The following is a 17,077-nucleotide window of genomic DNA, read 5'->3' as shown; positions in this document are numbered from 1 at the left end:
GGCAGAAGCTCTCGTGGAATTTCTCGGTCTGCAGCCACAGATAGCCATCGCTGTCCGGAGCGAGGTTCGGCGCAGCCTCGGGCAGCTGCTGCTGGGTGATGGCACCGGGGCTTTCGCCGGCGTCGGGTGCAAACGCGGCGATGTAGACCAGCCCCACCACGTTCTGTTCGTTGCCAGCTTCGGTAATCACCGCGCCACCATAGGAGTGCCCCACCAGCAGCACCGGCCCTTCGATCTGGCGGATCATCTGGCGGGTGCGTCCTACATCGTCGGCCAGCGACGTCAGTGGCAGCTCCACCGCGTGCAGGTCAGTGAGGCCACGCTGGTCGAGTTCGAGGATCACCTTGGCCCAATGGGCGGCACCGCCCCAGAAGCCGTGAACCAGGATCACAGTGGGCTTGCTCATGTTGCAGTTCTCCTACGTTGGATGGGATGTTGCGCAGGTGGCAGCGGATGCGACCATCGCGTTCTTCACCAGACTACGGATCGCCCGGTTGAACGGCGATGCCCAGACTCCGGAAAACCATGCCAAGACTCCACGACACCCTCGCGCTGCACGCCGGATCCGATGCTCTCTTCGCGATCTTCCAGTCCGCCCGCATGCACGGCGGCGACGTCGCCCGTCAGCAGGTTTGTCCAGGGCAGTCGTTGAACCTCCCTGCCGGCGATGGCTGCTTCCACTTCATCGAACAGGGAACGCCGCAGCTTCACGCGGGCAGCGGTGCCGTGCTGCTGCAGACCGGAGACCTGGTGCTGATGCCGCATGGCCGCGCGCACCGCATCGACTGCCCTTCCGGTTCGGCCGGTGAGGTACTGTTGACCCGGGCCACCTTCGGATTCAGTGGCCCCGGCAGCAGCCTGTTGCTGGATGCCCTGCCCGGCTGGCTTCACGTTCCCGGCGTGGACAGGATGCCCACGGGATTCCCGGCCAGTTCCACCGACTGGATGGCGGTGACCCTTGCTTCAGTCCAGACCGAGGCCGCCCACCCCAGCCTGGGCAGCGGCCTGATGCTGTCGCGGCTGCTCGACCTGCTTTTCGTCTGGACCCTGCGCTACTGGCTGGGCACCAGTGCCGCGGAAAACTGCGAGCGCCTGCACGCGCTGGCCGATCCGCTGGTCGGGCGCGCCTTGACCCTCATGCAGGCGCGGCCGAGTGCGCCCTGGACCGTGGAAAGCCTTGCCTCGGCCTTGAACCAGTCACGTTCGGGTTTCGCGCAGCGCTTTACCCTCGCGACCGGGACAACCCCCATGCGCTACCTCGCCGGCTGGCGGCTGCAGTTGGCGGCACAACTGCTGCGCAGCGGCAATCGCCGCATCTCACAGATTGCGGGCGAAGTGGGCTATGAATCCGAGCCGGCATTCAGCCGCGCATTCCGTCGCCACTTCGGCGTGAGCCCGAACCGCTATCGCCAACACGGGCCGGCGGCCAACAGCTGGATCGGCGAGGACTGAGCGCGTGCGGTCATTGGGGGAAATCCCTCATCGTGCGTACGCATCGCTCTGGCTAAGCTGAGCACTCTCTTCTGCAGGAGGTCCGCATGAACACGTCAGAGCCCAGCCGTCAGCCCAGCCCCGATCCGGCCGAGCGCGATGCGTTTTTCCCGTCGCCGTACTCGCTGTCCCAGTTCACTTCAGCAACCACCGACCTGTCCGGCGCGGACTATCCAGACGCCCGCCGTGACGGACGCTGGAAGGTGCTGATGATCGCCGCCGACGAACGTTATCTGCCGACCGCCAACGGCCATCTGTTCTCCACCGGCAACCATCCGGTGGAGACGCTGCTGCCGATGTATCACCTGCACAAGGCCGGCTTCGAAATCGACGTGGCCACGCTGTCGGGCAACCCGGTGAAGTTTGAATGGTGGGCGTTCCCGCGCGAGGACCGCGAGATCGGCGGCCTGTACGAGCGCTACGAGTCCCGCTTCCGCCAGCCTCTGCAGCTGGACGACGTGGCGGGCGCACTCGATGCCGGTTCGGACTATGCCGCGGTGTTCATTCCCGGGGGGCATGGTGCATTGATCGGCCTGCCGGAAAGCCGTGCAGTGAAGACCACCCTGCAGTGGGCGATGGACAACCAGCGTCACATCATCACCCTCTGCCACGGCCCTGCCGCGCTGCTGGCGGCCGGCGTGGATGAAGCCGATGGCGGCTCATTGTTCCGCGGCCATCGGATCTGCGCCTTCCCCGATGCGATGGACCGACAGACACCGGATATCGGCTACATGCCTGGTCAGTTGCCCTGGTTCTTCGGTGAGCGCCTGGCCCAGCAGGGCGTGCAGATCGTCAACGAGGGTATCGATGGCAGCGTGATGCAGGACCGCCTGCTGCTGACCGGAGACAGCCCGCTGGCGGGCAATGCGCTGGGCAAGCTGGCCGCACGCACCCTGCTGGATGCGCTGGCGACGCGCTGAGAGGACAGGCACTTCCTGCCGGCGCAGGCTGCGTGCTACACAGGACCGCACCTGTGTTCTGCTGCAGGTGTGGCGCCGGCACGCTGTTGCCAGCGGCGGTCGGCAGTCATTGCATCAATGGAGTCTGGTAGCACCCACGACAACAAGGAGCGTGTTCGATGATGCTGCACAAGAAACTGTTCGCGTGTTCATTCGGTGCCGTGCTGGCGCTTGCTGCGCTGTTGCCTTCAGCGCCGGCAAATGCCGCCGAAGAGGTCGGCCTGCAGGAAGAGTGCGTGCCCTTCCGTGCCGGCTTCGGCATCCACCAGCGTTGCACGCTGTACGTGGTCTATGACGATGGCACCCGCGTGGCCAGCGACCACTACAACCGCGACGAGAACGGGATGATGTACGACCCCTGATCGCCCAGCGGCATCTGCCGGGCGGTCGCACGCCGTCCGCCCGGCACCTTTGCAGCCGCCCGTCCCGGCATACCGCTGCCCTTGCCTTCCATGGCATCCTCCATGAAACCGCTTTCATGGAATGGAGGGATTCCACGATGTTGTCATGCTTCCGCACGTCAGCGCTCTGCGCACTCCTGGCTTTTGCACTGCCCGCCGTTACCTGGGCAGCCTCGCCCGCGCCGTTGAAAGTGATGTCCTTCAACGTGCGTACGCCCGCCGACACCGACCCTGGCAAGCGCTGGCAAGATCGCCGCGAAGCGATGGTCAAGGTGATCCAGCAGGCGCACCCGGCAGTGATCGGCACCCAGGAACTGGTGCTGGAGCAGGCCAACTACCTGGCCGAGCACCTGCCCGACTATCGCTGGTTCGGCGAAGGCCGGCGCGGTGGCAGTGGCGACGAACACATGGGCGTGTTCTACGACAGCAAGGTGCTGGCGGTGGAAGAATCCGGCAACTTCTGGCTGTCCGATACGCCCGAGGTCGCAGGCAGCATCAGCTGGGGCAACCTGTTCCCGCGCATGGTCACCTGGGCGGTGTTCCGTCGCCTGGAGGATGGCCGCTGCTTCTACTTCATGAACACCCACCTGCCCTACCGCGACGAGGACGAACCGCGGCGGATCAAGGGCGCCGAACTGATCGCCGCGCGCGTGGCCGCGCTGCCTTCCAATCTGCCGGTGGTGCTGACCGGTGACTTCAACAGCGAGCCCGGCGGCGGCACCTATCAGGCCTTCACCCGGGTGCTGCAGGACACGCGCACCCAGGTCAAAACACCGCAGGGTCCGCGCCTGACCTTCCACGACTTCACCGGCACGGCGACTTCGCAGCTGGACTGGGTGCTGGTGCGCGGCTTCCACGCGCGCAGCTTCCTCACCGATGACCGCCGCATCGATGGCGTGCTGCCCTCCGACCACTTCCCGCTGGTCGTTGAACTGGACTGGCCGAAACACTGAGCACTGCAGCGACCCTCGCTACGGCGGGGGTCGCTTGCCCAGCAGGCGGTACAGCGCCTGGTGCTGGTCGCGCGCCTGGCAGATGCGTGCACCGACGGCCAGGAACACCGCAATGCCGACAAGGCCAATACCCAGCATTGAATCCGGTAGGCGCAGGAAGCCGATCACCGCAGCCATCGCCGCCAACACCAGCAGCATCACCACGGCCACCGACAGGCCGGCCCCCGGCAGGCCGGGATCGCCCAGCAGCGTCCGTTGGGCCGATTGCTTCTGTTCGCTCATGTCCCGTCCTCCCTTGGTTTCCTCACTAGTTACACGGTGGGCCGCAGTTCCGGCAGAGTCAGAAACGTCATGACCGCGACAACGCGCGCGGCGGCGCACGCGCTACCCTGCCGGCACCCTCATTGAGCGGAGACGGCACATGACCCATCGCAGCCGACTGGCCGGTTTCATCATCGATTGCCAGGACACGCCTGCCGCAGACAGCGCCCGCTTCTGGGCCGCAGCGCTGGGCCTGCAGGCTGAGCCCGCCCGTGCCGAAGGCGACGCAGAGTACGCCGACCTGACAGGTGCGCCGGCAGGCTTGAACGTGGAGGTGCAGCGGGTCGATCACCCGTCAAGGGTGCATCTGGATATCGAAAGCGACGACATCGACGCCGAGGCCGAAAGGCTGGAAAAACTCGGTGCGCGCCGGGTCGGTTTCGTCAAACGCTGGTGGGTGATGGAAGCGCCCACCGGTCATCGTTTCTGCATCGTGCGCATGCGCGATCACGATGCCCCGGCCAACCTCTGGCCATAGCGAAAAAAGGGAACGGAAGCAGATGCTCCCGTCCCCTGTCGATCAGCGCGCCTGGGCCACGCTCGGCGCCTGCGGTGACTGTCCCCAGCCACCCAGTGCCTTGTACACGCCCACCACGCTGACGTTGACCTCCGATTCGGCGGCCGCCAGTGCATCATCGGCCACCAGCTGCGTGCGCTGCGCGTCAAGCAGGGTCAGGAAGTCTTCCGAGCCCTCGCGGTAGCGGATCTGCGCCAGCGATTCGGCACGTCGCGCCGCCTGCGCCTGCTCGACCACGATGGCCAGTCGCGCCTGCTGCTTGGAATAGCGGGTCAACGCGTTTTCGGTGTCTTCCAGCGCCAGCAGCACGGCCTGCTCGTACTGCGCGGCTACGCCTTCGGCCTCGGCCTTGCTGGCACGCAGGCGTGCCTTGACCGTGCCGAAGTCGAATGCCGCCCAGCTCAGCGACGGGGTCAGCGACCAGGCCTTGTTGTTGCCGTTGACCAGGCCACTGGCATCGCCGCCAAGGAAGCCGACGAAACCAGACAGCGACAGCCGCGGGAACAGATCGGCGGTGGCGACGCCGACACGTGCGGTGGCGGCAGCCAGGCGACGTTCGGCGACCCGCACGTCGGCACGCTGACGCAGCAGTTCGCGGGTATCACCCAGCGGCAATGCCTTGGCAAACGCCGGTACTTCGTGCGGCGCCAGCATTGCGGTCAACACTTCCGGGCGCTGCCCAAGCAGCACGGCAAGCCGGTTGCGCGACTGCGTCTCGGCCACTTCCAGCAGCGGGATGTCGGCCTCGATGGCCTTCAACCGTGCGCGGCTGCTCTGCACGTCCAGCTCGCTGCCGGCACCCAGTTCCCAGCGTGCCTCGGTCAGCCGCTGCGTATCGCGCAGGTTGACCAGGGTGCGCTGGGCTACCGCTATGCGCTTCTGGGTACCACGCAACTCGAAGTAGTTGCGTGCCACTTCGGCAGCGATCAGCACCTGCGCGTCGGCGAGGTTGGCCTGCTCGGCGTCCAGGTCGGCACGCGCGGCCTCTGCAGCACGGCGCTTGCGGCCGAACAGATCCAGCTCCCAGCCCGCATCGAAGCCGAGCTGGTAGCTTTCACTGAACACCCGCTGCCCACCCAGCTGCGGATCGGGTTGCTTGCGACGATCGTAGCTGCCGCCAGCGGTAACGTGTGGCGCCTGGTCGAAGCGGCTCTCGACGAACACTGCACGGGCCTGGCTGACACGGGCGACAGCCACGCGCAGGTCCAGGTTGTCCGACAGCGCGCCGTGCACCAGTTCTTCAAGCACCGGATCATCGAACTGCGCCCACCAGCTGGCCACCGGTGAGGTGGTGCTGAAGACCGGCTGCTGCGCGCCCTGCAGGACGACGGGCTCCTGCACCGGTGCTTTGTAGTTGGGGCCGACGCTGACACAGCCCGCCAGCACCAGGCTGGAGACGGCCATCGCCAGGGTGCGGATCACCATGGCAGCACCTCGCCCAGGTAGGTGAAGCTGCCGCTGGCGCCAGACTCGCCGATCAGCGACATCTGCACGCTGGAGCGTGCGCCCTCGGCGATTTCGATCTCGCCGTTGCCACCGTTCATATCGGTTTTCACGTAGCCGGGGTGCACGGTGTTGACCTTGATCGGCGTGCTGCGCAGCTCATGGGCCAGGGCCAGGGTCCAGCTGTTCACCGCGGCCTTGGACGCGTTGTACGCCGGGATCTTGAAGTCGTAGATGCCCGAGGTCGGATCGGCATGCAGCGTCTGCGAGCCGAGCATGCTGGAGACGTTGACGATGCGGCCGGACTTGGCCTGCTTGATCAGCGGCAGGAAGGCCTGGGTCACTGCCACCAGCGCGTACACGTTGGTGTCGAAGGTGCGACGCCAGGTGTCCAGCGACTGCTCCGACGGCAGCTGTGCCGGGTTCTCGATCATGATGCCGGCGTTGTTGACCAGGATGTCCAGACGGCCATGGCGCTGACGCACCTGCTCGACCGCCTCGGCGATGCTGGCGCCATCGTTGACGTCCAGCTGCAGTGCCTCCACCGGCAGGCCTTCTGCCTGCAGCTTCAGTGCCAGTTCGACAGCGGTCTCGCGCTTGCGCCCGGCCAGCAGCGTATGCACGCCGGCCTGCGCCAGCTGGCGCACGGTTTCCAGGCCGATGCCGCGGGTTGCGCCGGTGACCAGCGCGATCTTGTTCTGATGGGTGTTCATGGATTCATTGCCTTGGTAGGGGGAAGCGGGCGCCGGTGGTTGCCGGCGCCGCTGTTTTCCATGTCAGTGGTGGATGGTCGGCTCGCCGTGCTGCACCAGCTGGCCACCACCGTTGCGGGTGACGAACTTGCGCAGTGCCACGTAGAACACCGGGGTCAGGAACAGGCCGAACAGGGTCACGCCCAGCATGCCGGCGAACACGGTGATACCGGTCACCGAGCGCACTTCGGCGCCAGCACCATGCGACAGCACCAGCGGCACGGTGCCGGCGATGAAGGCGATGGAGGTCATCACGATCGGGCGCAGACGCAGGCGGCAGGCTTCCAGTGCCGCCTCGACGATGCCCTTGCCGCCCATTTCCAGCTCTCTGGCGAACTCGACGATCAGGATCGCGTTCTTGCACGCCAGGCCCATCAGCACCACCAGGCCGACCTGCACGAACACGTTGTTGTCGCCGCCGGTCATCCACACGCCGAACAGCGCGGACAGCAGGGTCATCGGCACGATCAGGATCACCGCCAGCGGCAGCGACCAGCTTTCGTACAGCGCGGCCAGCACCAGGAACGCCAGCATGATCGCCACCGGGAACACGATGAAGGCCGCCTTGCCCTGGGTCGCCTGCTGGTAGCTCAGGTCGGTCCATTCGGTCGCCATGCCCACCGGCAGCACCTTGGCGGCGATGGCGGTGAGGTTGTTCATCGCTTCGGCCGAGGACAGCACACGCGGGTCGGCTTCACCGGCCAGGTCAGCGGCCGGGTAGCCGTTGAAGCGCAGCACCGGGTCCGGACCGTAGGTTTCCTTGACGGTGACCATCGAGCCGATCGGCACCATCTCGCCACGATCGTTGCGGGTGCGCAGCTTGCCAATGTCCTCGACGCTGTCACGGAACTGGCCATCGGCCTGTGCGATCACCTGCCAGGTACGCCCGAACTGGTTGAAGTCGTTGACGTAGGCCGAACCCAGGTAGGTCTGCAGCGTGTCGAACAACTCGGTCAGCTGTACGCCCTGCGCCTTGGCCTTGACACGGTCCACCTCGGCATCCAGCTGCGGCACGTTGGCCTGGTAGCTGGTGATCGGGAAGGCCATGCCCGGGGTCTGCGCAACCGCACCCTGCATCGACTGCACCGCGTTCTGCAACGCGCCATAGCCGAGGTTGCCACGGTCCTGGATGAACATCTGGTAGCCGTTGCCGTTACCGAGGCCGAGAATCGGCGGCGGCATCATGGCGAAGGCGAACCCTTCCTGCAGGCCTGCGATCTTCTGGTTGATCTCGGCATTGATCTGCGCTGCGGTGCGGCCATGGCGCTCGCTGAACGGCTTGAGCGGAATGAACGCAACACCGGTGTTGGGCGTGTTGGTGAACTGCAGGGCATTCAGGCCCGGGAACGAGATGGTGTGGGCCACACCGTCGGTTTCCTGGGCGATCTTGGCGACCTTGCGCAGCATTTCATCGGTACGCGCGATCGACGAACCCTCCGGCAGCTTCACACCGGCAATCAGGTACAGCTTGTCCTGGGTCGGAATGAAGCCCGGCGGCACCAGCTTGAAGATGAAGCCGGTACCGACCAGCAGCACCGCGTACACCACGAACACCGCACCACGACGGCCGAGGATCTTCGACACGCCACGCTCGTACTTTTCCGAGCTGGACTTGAAGAAGCGGTTGAACGGACGGAACACCCAGCCGAACAGACGGTCGATGATGCGGGTCGGGGCATCCTTCGGCGCGCCATGCGGCTTCAGCAGGCGGGCAGCCAGGGCCGGCGACAGGGTCAGCGAGTTGATCGCCGAGATCACCGTGGAAATGGCGATGGTGACCGCGAACTGCTTGTAGAACTGACCGGTGACGCCCGACAGGAACGCCATCGGCACGAACACCGCACACAGCACCAGCGCGATGGCGATGATCGGCCCGGACACTTCGCGCATCGCCTGATGCGCAGCGGCCAGCGGGGTCAGGCCTTCTTCGATGTTGCGTTCAACGTTTTCCACCACCACGATCGCGTCATCGACCACGATGCCGATCGCCAGCACCAGGCCGAACAGGCTCAGCGTGTTGATCGAGAAGCCCAGCAGGTACAGCGCGCCGAACGTACCGACGATCGACACCGGCACCGCGATGAGCGGGATGATCGAGGCACGCCAGGTCTGCAGGAACAGGATCACCACCAGCACCACCAGCGCGATGGCTTCCAGCAGGGTGGAGACCACCGCCTTGATCGAGTCGCGCACGAAGATGGTGGTGTCATACACCGCCTCATACTTCACGTCGACCGGCATGGTCTTCTGCATCTCGTCCATGCTGGCCATCACCGCATCGCGGATTTCCAGCGCGTTGGCACCGGGGGCCTGGAAGATGCCGATACCCACCGCGTTCTTGCCGTCCAGCTGCGAGCGCAGCGTGTAGTCGCCGGCACCCAGTTCAACCCGGGCCACGTCCGACAATCGCACCACTTCACCGTCGGCGCCACTCTTGAGCACGATGTCGCCGAACTCCTGTTCGCTGCGCAGGCGGCCCTGGGCGTTGATCAGGGTCAGGAACTGGCTGTTGGGCATCGGCTCGGCGCCGAGCTGGCCGGCCGAGACCTGCACGTTCTGCTCGCGCATGGCGCGCACCACATCGCTGGCGGTCAGGCCGCGCGAGGCAACCTTGTCCGGGTCCAGCCAGGCGCGCATGGCGTAGTCACCGCCGCCGAAGATCTGCGCATCGCCCACGCCCTGGATACGTGCCAGCGCGTCCTTGACGTGCAGGCGGGCGTAGTTGCGCAGGTACAGGGTGTCGTACTTGCCGTTGGGCGAGGTCAGGTGCACCACCATCAGGAAGGTGGGCGACTGCTTCTGGGTGGTCACGCCTTGCCGGCGTACGTCCTCGGGCAGTCGCGCCTGGGCCTGGGCGACACGGTTCTGCACCTTCACCGCCGCTTCGTCCGGATCGGTGCCCGGGCGGAAGGTGATGGTCATCTGCAGCACGCCGTCAGAGCCGGCCACCGACTTGAGGTAGATCATGCCCTCAACGCCGTTGATGGCTTCCTCAAGCGGGGTGGCCACGGTTTCGGCGATCACCTTGGGGTTGGCGCCCGGATAGACGGTGCGTACCACTACCGACGGCGGCACCACTTCGGGGTACTCACCGATGGGCAGCATCGGAATCGAGATCAGGCCGGCGGCGAAGATCACGATCGACAGCACCGCCGCGAAGATCGGCCTGTCGATGAAGAAACGGGAAAAGTCCATGGAAGAATTCCTGGAAAAGGCCGTCGGCGGGCAACAGCCGCCCTGCCCCTCACCAATCTGGTGAAGGCAGTGACGGCTGCCGCTGGCACCGGCAGCTAAGCGGGTACGCGAATCAGGAGACGGCGGATCAGTGGTTCAGTGCGGCAGTTGCATCGCGACCCGGCGCCGGCGCAGCGGTGGGCTGCATCGCCACCGCCTTCGCCTGCACCGGCATACCGGGCATGAAGACCTTCTGCACGCCATCGATGATCACCTTGTCACCGGCGGCCAGACCCTGCTCGACGATGCGCAGGCCTTCGGCGGTGCGGCCAAGCTGGATGTCGCGGCGCTGGGCCTTGCCATCCTTGTCGACCACGTAGACGTACTTGCGGTCCTGGTCGGTCAGCACGGCCTTGTCGTCGATCAGCATGGCCTGGAACTGGCCACTGCCGAGCAGCTGCACGCGGGCGAACAGGCCCGGGGTGAACTGGCGGTCGGCGTTGTCCAGCAGCGCGCGGACGCGGATGGTGCCGGTGCTGCGGGTCACTTGGTTGTCGAGGAAGTCGACCTTGCCCGTGTGCGGGTAGCCTTCTTCACCCGACAGACCGACCTTCACCGGCAGCTCGCTGTCGCGCTCGCTCGGGCGCTCGCCCTTGCGTGCCATCTGTGCGTACCGCAGGAAGGTGCTTTCGTCGGCATCGAAATAGACGAACACCGTATCCAGCGAGACCAGCGTGGTCAGCACGCTGGCACTGTCGCCGGCGGTGACCAGGTTGCCGGCGGTGACCATCGCGCGACCGGCACGGCCGTCGATCGGCGCACGCACCTTGGTGAACTCGAGGTTGAGGCGGGCTGCATCCAGGGCGGCCTGCGCAGCCTGCACTGCCGCACCGGACTGGTCGGCGGCCGCGCGACGCTGTTCAGCCGTCTCGGTGGAGATTGCCTGCTGCTCGGCCAGGCGCTTGGCACGCTCGGACTCGCTGCGGGCCAGCACCGCCTGGGTGCGTGCACGGGCCAGTTCGGCGTTGGCGCGATCGTACTCGGCCTGGTAGCTGCGGGCATCGATGGTGAACAGGACAGTGCCCTTCTTCACTTCTTCGCCTTCAACGTAGTTGACCTTGTCGATGTAGCCGGACACGCGGGGGCGCAGTTCGACGCTCTGTACGGCCTCGACGCGGCCGCTGAATTCGTCCCACTGGCTGATCTGCTTGAGCAGCACGGGGGCAGCGCTGACCTGCGGCGGGGGCGGTGCGCCGGCTTCTTCGGCATGGCCACCGCTGCAGGCAGCCAGGACGGCGGCAGCGAGGATCGACACGCCAGCCATCGCCAGGCGATGACGGAAACGATGTGGAGTGGTGTTGGGGGAAGTCATGGCATGCATCCGTACGGAGGGGTGGTACAGCTATTTGAGAATTGCTATCAACTTTTGGCGGCGTATCCTGCGACCTCAACAAAGGTCGAGGTCAAGCAACGCCTGCGGTGTCGCGCCACAGCGGCGGTATTTCCAGGTGCAGCAGGCCGCGCGGCAGTTCGGCATCACTGCTGTCGCAACGGACGATCGCGCGGTTGTCGCGGCAACCGTCGAGCAGGGACACCACGCGGCGACCGACCAGCAGCGAACTCGGCCATTCGATGCAGGCGTTGGCGGCGTTGGCCGGCGTGCAGACCGGGCTGCACACTTCCAGCATCTGCGCGCGAACGCCCACGGCCTGCGCTTCCTGGTGCACCACCTGCGCGTACATGCGCAGCGCCGCCGTAGTGATCGAGGTCTCGCCATAACCGGCCCAGGGCTTGAGCCCGGCCGGGCTGCCGATCATCACGTAGCGACGGGCGTGCACGTTGTCCTGCAGCAGCGGCAACAGATGACGCACCGCGTGCACATGCGGCATCAGGTCAGCCTGCAACGCCGCCGCCAGTGCGTCACCGCCACGCTCGACCACACGGCCGCGGTTGTAGGGCCCACCCATCGCGGCGACCACCGCTCCCAGCGGTCGTGGACGCTGCACCACACGTTCGGCCAACGCGCGTGCCGAGCTGTCGTCACTGAGCGAGCCCAGTATCGTCTGCAGGCCCGGCTCATCGGCGAACTGCTCGTGCAATGCAGCCAAGCGGCGCGGATCGCGGCCGACCACCAGTACGGGGCAGCCGGCCTCCAACAACGCGCCGACCACACCCTGACCAACGGCACCGGTGCCGCCGAGAACCAGGACCTCAGGCGCCAGAATCCCATTCACGGGACATTTCCTCCCAAATCCGGGATAGTCCCGATTCGACGCAGTCGGTCACCCTTGTGCGAAGCAAGGCGCAAGGCACCGCCACGCTGCTGACGCATGGGTGCGGTAAACTCACGAAAGTCCTTGTGTACCAAGGAACTAGGGCGGGATTCGACGGTCATCGCCAGGTCCAGGGCGTTCTGGCCGGCGATCCGGAAGCGGGCAAGAATGTTGCGCAGGCTCATGGCGGACGGGCTCCAATTAGCGAATGGCGCCACGATAGACCTCAAACCCCTACTTGATTAGTCCTGATTAAGGGGAATAATCATCCCGTCCCCGGTCCAATCGTTCTGTCACGATTGCCCCATCCCCGACGTCCAGGATTCCTGACCATGTCCCACGATCTCAACGAGACGCTGATCTTCGTCAAAGTGGTCGAGCAAGGCAGCTTCATCGCGGCTGCCAAATCGCTCGGCCTGCCCAAGACCACGGTCAGCCGCAAGGTGCAGGAACTGGAAACGCGCCTCGGTGCGCGCCTGCTGCACCGGACCACGCGCCGCCTCGGCCTCACCGAGGCCGGCTCGATCTATCACGAGCATTGCCAGCGCATCGCACGCGAGCTTGAAGAAGCCGAAAGCGCGGTCAGCCAGCTGCAGTCGGGCCCACGCGGCTGGCTGCGCTTCACCGTGCCCTATTCGATCGGCATCACCTGGATCGCGCCGCTGCTGGGCCAGTTCCATGCGCAGTACCCGGAGATCCGCCTGGACATGCACATGGGCAACGAGAAGCTGGACCTGATCGCCGGCGAGGCCGATCTCGCCCTGCGCGTGGGTGCCCTGCCCGATTCCAACCTGGTGGCGCGCAAGCTCGGCAGCCTGCGCACGCAGGTGTTCGCCAGCCCCGCCTACATCGAGCGCTACGGCGAGCCGCTGCATCCGGAAGAGCTGCAGTTCCACCGCATCCTGGCCATGCGCAAGCCGTACCACACGGGCAATTCGCCACGCTTTACCTGGCAGCTGGGCGAGAACGGTGGCGAACTGCGCGACTTCCCGGTGACGCCGCTGATGACGGCCAACGACATGTCGGCGTTGAATGGCGCGCTGGTGTGTGGCGAAGGCCTGCTGCTGACCGGCGACGTGATGGCCAAGCCGTTCGTCGAGTCGGGCATGGTGCGCCGCGTGCTGGCAGGCTGGACCGGGCCGGAAGTGGATTTCAATGCGGTGTTCGCCGGTGGCCGCCTGGTCTCGCCGAAGGTGCGCGCGTTCGTCGATTTCCTGGTGGAGAAGCTCAACTTCGACGCCAACTACATGCTGGCGCAGTGCCCCGGTGCGAAGCTGGCGCGGCAGCAGCAGGAACAGGAAGAAGCGGCGCTGGCGAGCAGCGGCAAGCGGATTCTGGAGAAGGTGGCTGCGTCGGCGGCGTAATCCACAACGATGCCGCCCGCCCATCCTGGTAGATGCCGACCTTGGTCGGCACGGCTCTACCTGCCCGTCCTGGTAGTTGCCGACCTTGGTCGGCATGGCTCTACCTGCCCGTCCTGGTAGTTGCCGACCTTGGTCGGCATGGCTCTCCACACGCGCTATCGGCGTGCCGGGCAAGCCCGGCACCCACAAAAATGCCGCCTGCAAGGGCGGCATTTTCGTTCCGGCTGCGCCGGAACAGCGATAACGCTGCGCGTTATTGCTTCAGAGGAATCACACGGATCTCGACGCGGCGGTTCTTGGCACGGCCGGCATCGGTGCTGTTGTCGGCAATCGGATAGGACTTGCCAGCGCCCAGGGTCTCGATGCGCACGCTCTGCACGCCCTGGCCGATCAGGTACTGCGCCACCGAATCAGCGCGCTCCTTGGACAGGCGATTGTTGACCGCGTCGCTGCCGATGCTGTCGGTGTGTCCGACCACTTCGATCATGGTCTGGTTGTAATCGCGCAGGGTGCCGGCAACGCCATTGAGCGAACCGTAGAACTGCGGCTTCAGTGCCGACTTGCCGAAGTCGAAGGTGATGCCGTCCGGCAGGTTCAGCATGATGTTGTCGCCCTGGCGCTCGACGTCGATGCCGGTGTTGGCGGTGCGCTCGCGCAACGCGCGCTCCTGGCGATCCTGGTACTGACCCACGGCGGCGCCGCTGAGTGCACCGATACCCGCGCCGATCAGCGCATGCTGGCGACGCTCGGTCGCGCTGTCGCCGGTCAGCAGGCCCGCGGCCACGCCGATGGCGGTACCGATCAGGGCGTTGCGACCGGTGCGGTTCTGCTGCTCGGTCGGGTTGCCGTACGGATCACTCTGCACGTAGGAGCCGCCGGTGGCGCAGGCCGACAGGACGGCCGCACTCATCAGGGCCAGTGCGACGTTGCGGGTAGTGTTGCGGATCATGGTGTTCTCCTTGGTTTCCGGTCGGGCCGGCGGCTTGCGGGCGGCAACGAGGATAAACAGCCGGACGCGATGTCGGCATGATGATCGCATCGGCCGACAGGGACGTGTTCAGCTAGCTGTCTGGACCGCTCAGCCAGCGCTTTACCCCGCCGCCGACTGCCGGTAGGCAGCGAGTGCCGCATCCCGGCCTGCCGCCAGGTCCACCAGCGGCGTGCGCGGATACCCGGGCGCGCGTTCGGCCAACAGCTGCGGGTGCTGCCAGGGAGCGAACCGCGCCTTCACCGGCAGCGCCGCCAGCTCCGGTACCCAGTGGCTGATGTAGCGCGCCTGTGGATCGAACTTCTCGGCCTGGGTGACTGGATTGAATACCCGGAAATAGGGAGCCGCGTCGGCACCGGTGCCGGCCACCCATTGCCAGCCCATCGTGTTGTTGGCCAGATCCGCGTCCACCAGCGTGTCCCAGAACCAGTGCGCGCCGTGCAGCCAATGCGCACGCAGGTGCTTGCACAGGTAGCTGGCGACGATCATCCGCACCCGGTTGTGCATGTAGCCGGTCTGCCAGAGCTCGCGCAGGCCAGCATCGACGATGGGCACGCCGGTGTTGCCGCGCTGCCAGTCGTGCAGCTGGGCGGCACTGGGGTTGGCCCAGGGGAAACGGTCGAAACGCGGGTTGAGATTGTCCGTGGGCGTTTTCGGGAAGTGGTGCAGCAGGTGGTAGGCGAAATCACGCCAGCCCAGCTGGCGCAGGTAGCCGTCGATGTCCGCATCGGTGCCAGCGCTGCGCAGGCCTTCCAGCGCGTGGGCAATGCGCCACGGGGCGATTTCGCCGAAATGCAGGTGCGGCGACAGCCGCGAAGTCCCGACCCGGTCCGGCAGATCGCGCTGCTCGCGATAGCCGCGCAGCGCACCATCCTCGAACACGGACAGCGCCTCAAACGCGCCGGCCTCACCCGGCTGCCAGTGCTCCCAGAAGCCGGAATCCCACTGCAATGGCGGCGCCAGCTGCAACGCGTCCAGCGCCAGGCCTTCAACCGTGTGTGCGGCCAACGTGCGCGGCGCCTCCTGCAGGGCCGGCAATCGCCAATGGCTGAGCACGTTGCGCCAGTACGGGGTGAATACCTTGTAGGGCTGCCCTTGCTGGGTGGCGATGTCCCAGGGCTCGAACAACAGACTGCCGTTGCAGCTCTGCGCGTCGATGCCCTGCTCGCGCAGCGTGCGTTTGACGGCGGCATCGCGCGGTTGCGTCGCCGGTTCGTACTTGCGGTTCCAGTACACCGCCTCGGCGCCGGTCTGATCAATCAGCGCCTGCAGGATCGGCAGGCTGTCGCCGGCACGCAGCACCAGCGAGGAGCCGCGTGCACGCAGGTCGGCATCCAACGCTGCCAGCGAGCGGTGGCGCCAGGCGTTCGACGCGGCACCCGGCGCCCAATCGCCCTCTTCGTGCGGGGCGTGGATGTAGACCGGCACCACCTGATGGCCGGCATCGAGCGCGGCCTGCAGGGCCGGATTGTCCTGCAGCCGCAGATCGCGGCGGAACCACACCAACGCTACCGACACGTGCACTGCCTCTCTGTTGCTGGGCGGCCATGATAGCCAGTGACGGTGAAGGCGATGCGTGCGACCGGCTCTGCTAGGCTGCGTGCTCTTCCGCCTCCGCCCTGCCCTCGTCATGGATGATCTTCGCGCCACGTTTGCCCGCTTCGGCCCTCTGCAACCGCAATCCGCCGACGCGTGGCAAGGGCCGTTCCCGCTGCCCAGCGCTCTGGCCGTGTTCTATGTACGCGTCGGCCCGTTCGGTGAGGTGTTCAATCCTGCCAAAGGCCCCAGCGGCATCACCGTTCCGGGGCTGGAGGTGTGGCTGCCGCCGTTGCAGCGCCTGTGGGCCTATCAGGCCGGATACCGCTGGAACGGCATCGATGGCGAACCGATCAGCGACTGGCCGGCGCACTGGCTGGTGATCGCCGACCGCGGCGCCGATCCCCTCATCCTCGACATCAACGATGGCCGCGTGTTGTTCGCCCGTCATGGCGCGGGCCACTGGGACGCCGACGAGTTCGTCGCCGACGTACCGACCTTGATGGCCGCACTGGCGGCGGCCGGCAGCGTTTACCTCGAGGCCGATGAGGATCTGTACAGCGATGACGATGATGGCGGAATCCGTCCCGAACATCGCGAAGCGGCGCTCCGCGCTGTCGCTGCGGTGCTGGATGGCACGGATGAAGCAGAACTGTTCCTGGACGCGATGCAGTAGATCCACGCCATGCGTGGATGGTGTACGGAAAGGTTCAATCCACGCGTGGCGCGGATCTACTTCATGCCTTCCCTGATCACCCGCCCGTCTTTCTTTCCAGCGGCGCCTGCTTCAGCGCTGCTGAGCGGCACGGACAAGGCAGAACTGTTCCTGGACGCGATGCAGTAGATCCACGCCATGCGTGGATGGTGTACGGGAAGATTCAATCCACGCATGGCGTGGATCTACT

Annotated in this window: 17 protein-coding genes; 7 read left to right on the top strand and 10 right to left on the bottom strand. The window is 66.0% G+C overall.

The annotated features are described in order from the left end of the window. On the bottom strand, window positions 1-406 hold a 406-nt coding region (locus DBR20_RS01115; protein ID WP_258223075.1), incomplete at its 3' end, for an alpha/beta hydrolase. Window positions 407-525: 119 nt separating this feature from the next. On the opposite strand from DBR20_RS01115, the gene DBR20_RS01110 reads away from it, so the two are divergent. The 4 genes from DBR20_RS01110 to DBR20_RS01095 all read left to right on the top strand — a co-directional run bounded on the left by DBR20_RS01110 (window position 526) and on the right by DBR20_RS01095 (window position 3,804). Further along, window positions 526-1,452 (top strand): AraC family transcriptional regulator, encoded by a 927-nt coding sequence (locus tag DBR20_RS01110; protein WP_108264892.1) that lies wholly within the window; start codon window positions 526-528, stop codon window positions 1,450-1,452. An 86-nt stretch (window positions 1,453-1,538) separates the two neighbouring features. Next, complete coding sequence (hchA, locus tag DBR20_RS01105) at window positions 1,539-2,411, top strand: glyoxalase III HchA (RefSeq protein ID WP_108264891.1); 873 nt, start codon at window positions 1,539-1,541, stop codon at window positions 2,409-2,411. A 158-nt stretch (window positions 2,412-2,569) separates the two neighbouring features. Next, window positions 2,570-2,812 (top strand): hypothetical protein, encoded by a 243-nt coding sequence (locus DBR20_RS01100; protein ID WP_108264890.1) that lies wholly within the window; start codon window positions 2,570-2,572, stop codon window positions 2,810-2,812. Window positions 2,813-2,949: 137 nt separating this feature from the next. Further along, window positions 2,950-3,804 (top strand): endonuclease/exonuclease/phosphatase family protein, encoded by an 855-nt coding sequence (locus DBR20_RS01095; RefSeq protein WP_108264889.1) that lies wholly within the window; start codon window positions 2,950-2,952, stop codon window positions 3,802-3,804. 18 nt (window positions 3,805-3,822) lie between these two features. Here DBR20_RS01095 and DBR20_RS01090 read toward each other — a convergent pair whose 3' ends face one another. Further along, a complete protein-coding gene (locus DBR20_RS01090) occupies window positions 3,823-4,086 on the bottom strand; it encodes a hypothetical protein (protein WP_089240416.1) in 264 nt (87 codons plus the stop codon). Between the two features lie 139 nt (window positions 4,087-4,225). On the opposite strand from DBR20_RS01090, the gene DBR20_RS01085 reads away from it, so the two are divergent. Beyond that, window positions 4,226-4,603 carry a VOC family protein gene (locus DBR20_RS01085; RefSeq protein WP_108264888.1) on the top strand — a complete coding sequence of 126 codons (378 nt, stop codon included), beginning with the start codon at window positions 4,226-4,228 and terminating at the stop codon, window positions 4,601-4,603. A 42-nt stretch (window positions 4,604-4,645) separates the two neighbouring features. Here the strand turns inward: DBR20_RS01085 and DBR20_RS01080 are convergent, their stop codons facing one another. From DBR20_RS01080 to DBR20_RS01055, 6 genes are all read right to left on the bottom strand, one after another. Beyond that, complete coding sequence (locus DBR20_RS01080; protein ID WP_025878845.1) at window positions 4,646-6,067, bottom strand: efflux transporter outer membrane subunit; 1,422 nt, start codon at window positions 6,065-6,067, stop codon at window positions 4,646-4,648. After that, window positions 6,061-6,798, bottom strand: coding sequence for an SDR family oxidoreductase (locus DBR20_RS01075; RefSeq protein ID WP_089240412.1), 738 nt, complete (start codon window positions 6,796-6,798; stop codon window positions 6,061-6,063). The genes DBR20_RS01080 and DBR20_RS01075 overlap by 7 nt, the downstream gene beginning before the upstream one ends. Before the next feature lie 63 nt (window positions 6,799-6,861). After that, entirely contained in the window at window positions 6,862-10,032 is a 3,171-nt protein-coding gene (locus tag DBR20_RS01070; RefSeq protein ID WP_108264887.1) for a multidrug efflux RND transporter permease subunit, read from the bottom strand. 127 nt (window positions 10,033-10,159) lie between these two features. Next, window positions 10,160-11,383, bottom strand: coding sequence for an efflux RND transporter periplasmic adaptor subunit (locus DBR20_RS01065; RefSeq protein WP_108264886.1), 1,224 nt, complete (start codon window positions 11,381-11,383; stop codon window positions 10,160-10,162). Between the two features lie 91 nt (window positions 11,384-11,474). After that, complete coding sequence (locus DBR20_RS01060; RefSeq protein ID WP_108264885.1) at window positions 11,475-12,245, bottom strand: SDR family NAD(P)-dependent oxidoreductase; 771 nt, start codon at window positions 12,243-12,245, stop codon at window positions 11,475-11,477. Then, a complete protein-coding gene (locus DBR20_RS01055) occupies window positions 12,242-12,469 on the bottom strand; it encodes a hypothetical protein (protein ID WP_089240403.1) in 228 nt (75 codons plus the stop codon). The genes DBR20_RS01060 and DBR20_RS01055 overlap by 4 nt, the downstream gene beginning before the upstream one ends. A 147-nt stretch (window positions 12,470-12,616) precedes the next feature. Here DBR20_RS01055 and DBR20_RS01050 point away from each other — a divergent pair, with 147 nt between their 5' ends. Next, window positions 12,617-13,648, top strand: coding sequence for a LysR family transcriptional regulator (locus DBR20_RS01050; protein WP_025878839.1), 1,032 nt, complete (start codon window positions 12,617-12,619; stop codon window positions 13,646-13,648). Window positions 13,649-13,901: 253 nt separating this feature from the next. Here the strand turns inward: DBR20_RS01050 and DBR20_RS01045 are convergent, their stop codons facing one another. Together DBR20_RS01045 and DBR20_RS01040 are read right to left on the bottom strand one after the other, a co-directional pair. Next, the gene (locus tag DBR20_RS01045; RefSeq protein WP_089240401.1) at window positions 13,902-14,597 is read right to left on the bottom strand and encodes an OmpA family protein; all 696 of its coding nucleotides are present in this window, start codon (window positions 14,595-14,597) and stop codon (window positions 13,902-13,904) included. Window positions 14,598-14,738: 141 nt separating this feature from the next. Beyond that, window positions 14,739-16,154: a deoxyribodipyrimidine photo-lyase gene (locus DBR20_RS01040; protein ID WP_108264909.1), complete on the bottom strand. Its 1,416-nt coding sequence runs from the start codon at window positions 16,152-16,154 to the stop codon at window positions 14,739-14,741. Window positions 16,155-16,266: 112 nt separating this feature from the next. Between DBR20_RS01040 and DBR20_RS01035 the strand changes: the two genes are divergently transcribed. Beyond that, window positions 16,267-16,848, top strand: a complete 582-nt coding sequence (locus DBR20_RS01035; RefSeq protein ID WP_108264884.1) for a hypothetical protein — start codon at window positions 16,267-16,269, stop codon at window positions 16,846-16,848. Window positions 16,849-17,077 lie beyond the last annotated feature (229 nt).

This window comes from Stenotrophomonas sp. HMWF023 (assembly GCF_003060985.1).
GTDB lineage: Bacteria > Pseudomonadota > Gammaproteobacteria > Xanthomonadales > Xanthomonadaceae > Stenotrophomonas > Stenotrophomonas lactitubi.
This window is presented reverse-complemented; position numbering and strand designations above follow the sequence as displayed.

Excerpts from the sequence above, each read along its gene's own strand:
- DBR20_RS01055 (WP_089240403.1), bottom strand. The coding sequence starts at position 12,469 with ATGAGCCTGCGCAACATTCTTGCCCGCTTCCGGATCGCCGGCCAGAAC.
- DBR20_RS01090 (WP_089240416.1), bottom strand. The coding sequence starts at position 4,086 with ATGAGCGAACAGAAGCAATCGGCCCAACGGACGCTGCTGGGCGATCCC.
- DBR20_RS01070 (WP_108264887.1), bottom strand. The coding sequence starts at position 10,032 with ATGGACTTTTCCCGTTTCTTCATCGACAGGCCGATCTTCGCGGCGGTG.
- DBR20_RS01035 (WP_108264884.1), top strand. The coding sequence starts at position 16,267 with ATGGATGATCTTCGCGCCACGTTTGCCCGCTTCGGCCCTCTGCAACCG.
- DBR20_RS01075 (WP_089240412.1), bottom strand. The coding sequence starts at position 6,798 with ATGAACACCCATCAGAACAAGATCGCGCTGGTCACCGGCGCAACCCGC.
- hchA (WP_108264891.1), top strand. The coding sequence starts at position 1,539 with ATGAACACGTCAGAGCCCAGCCGTCAGCCCAGCCCCGATCCGGCCGAG.
- DBR20_RS01110 (WP_108264892.1), top strand. The coding sequence starts at position 526 with ATGCCAAGACTCCACGACACCCTCGCGCTGCACGCCGGATCCGATGCT.
- DBR20_RS01095 (WP_108264889.1), top strand. The coding sequence starts at position 2,950 with ATGTTGTCATGCTTCCGCACGTCAGCGCTCTGCGCACTCCTGGCTTTT.
- DBR20_RS01080 (WP_025878845.1), bottom strand. The coding sequence starts at position 6,067 with ATGGTGATCCGCACCCTGGCGATGGCCGTCTCCAGCCTGGTGCTGGCG.
- DBR20_RS01065 (WP_108264886.1), bottom strand. The coding sequence starts at position 11,383 with ATGACTTCCCCCAACACCACTCCACATCGTTTCCGTCATCGCCTGGCG.
- DBR20_RS01050 (WP_025878839.1), top strand. The coding sequence starts at position 12,617 with ATGTCCCACGATCTCAACGAGACGCTGATCTTCGTCAAAGTGGTCGAG.
- DBR20_RS01085 (WP_108264888.1), top strand. The coding sequence starts at position 4,226 with ATGACCCATCGCAGCCGACTGGCCGGTTTCATCATCGATTGCCAGGAC.
- DBR20_RS01045 (WP_089240401.1), bottom strand. The coding sequence starts at position 14,597 with ATGATCCGCAACACTACCCGCAACGTCGCACTGGCCCTGATGAGTGCG.
- DBR20_RS01100 (WP_108264890.1), top strand. The coding sequence starts at position 2,570 with ATGATGCTGCACAAGAAACTGTTCGCGTGTTCATTCGGTGCCGTGCTG.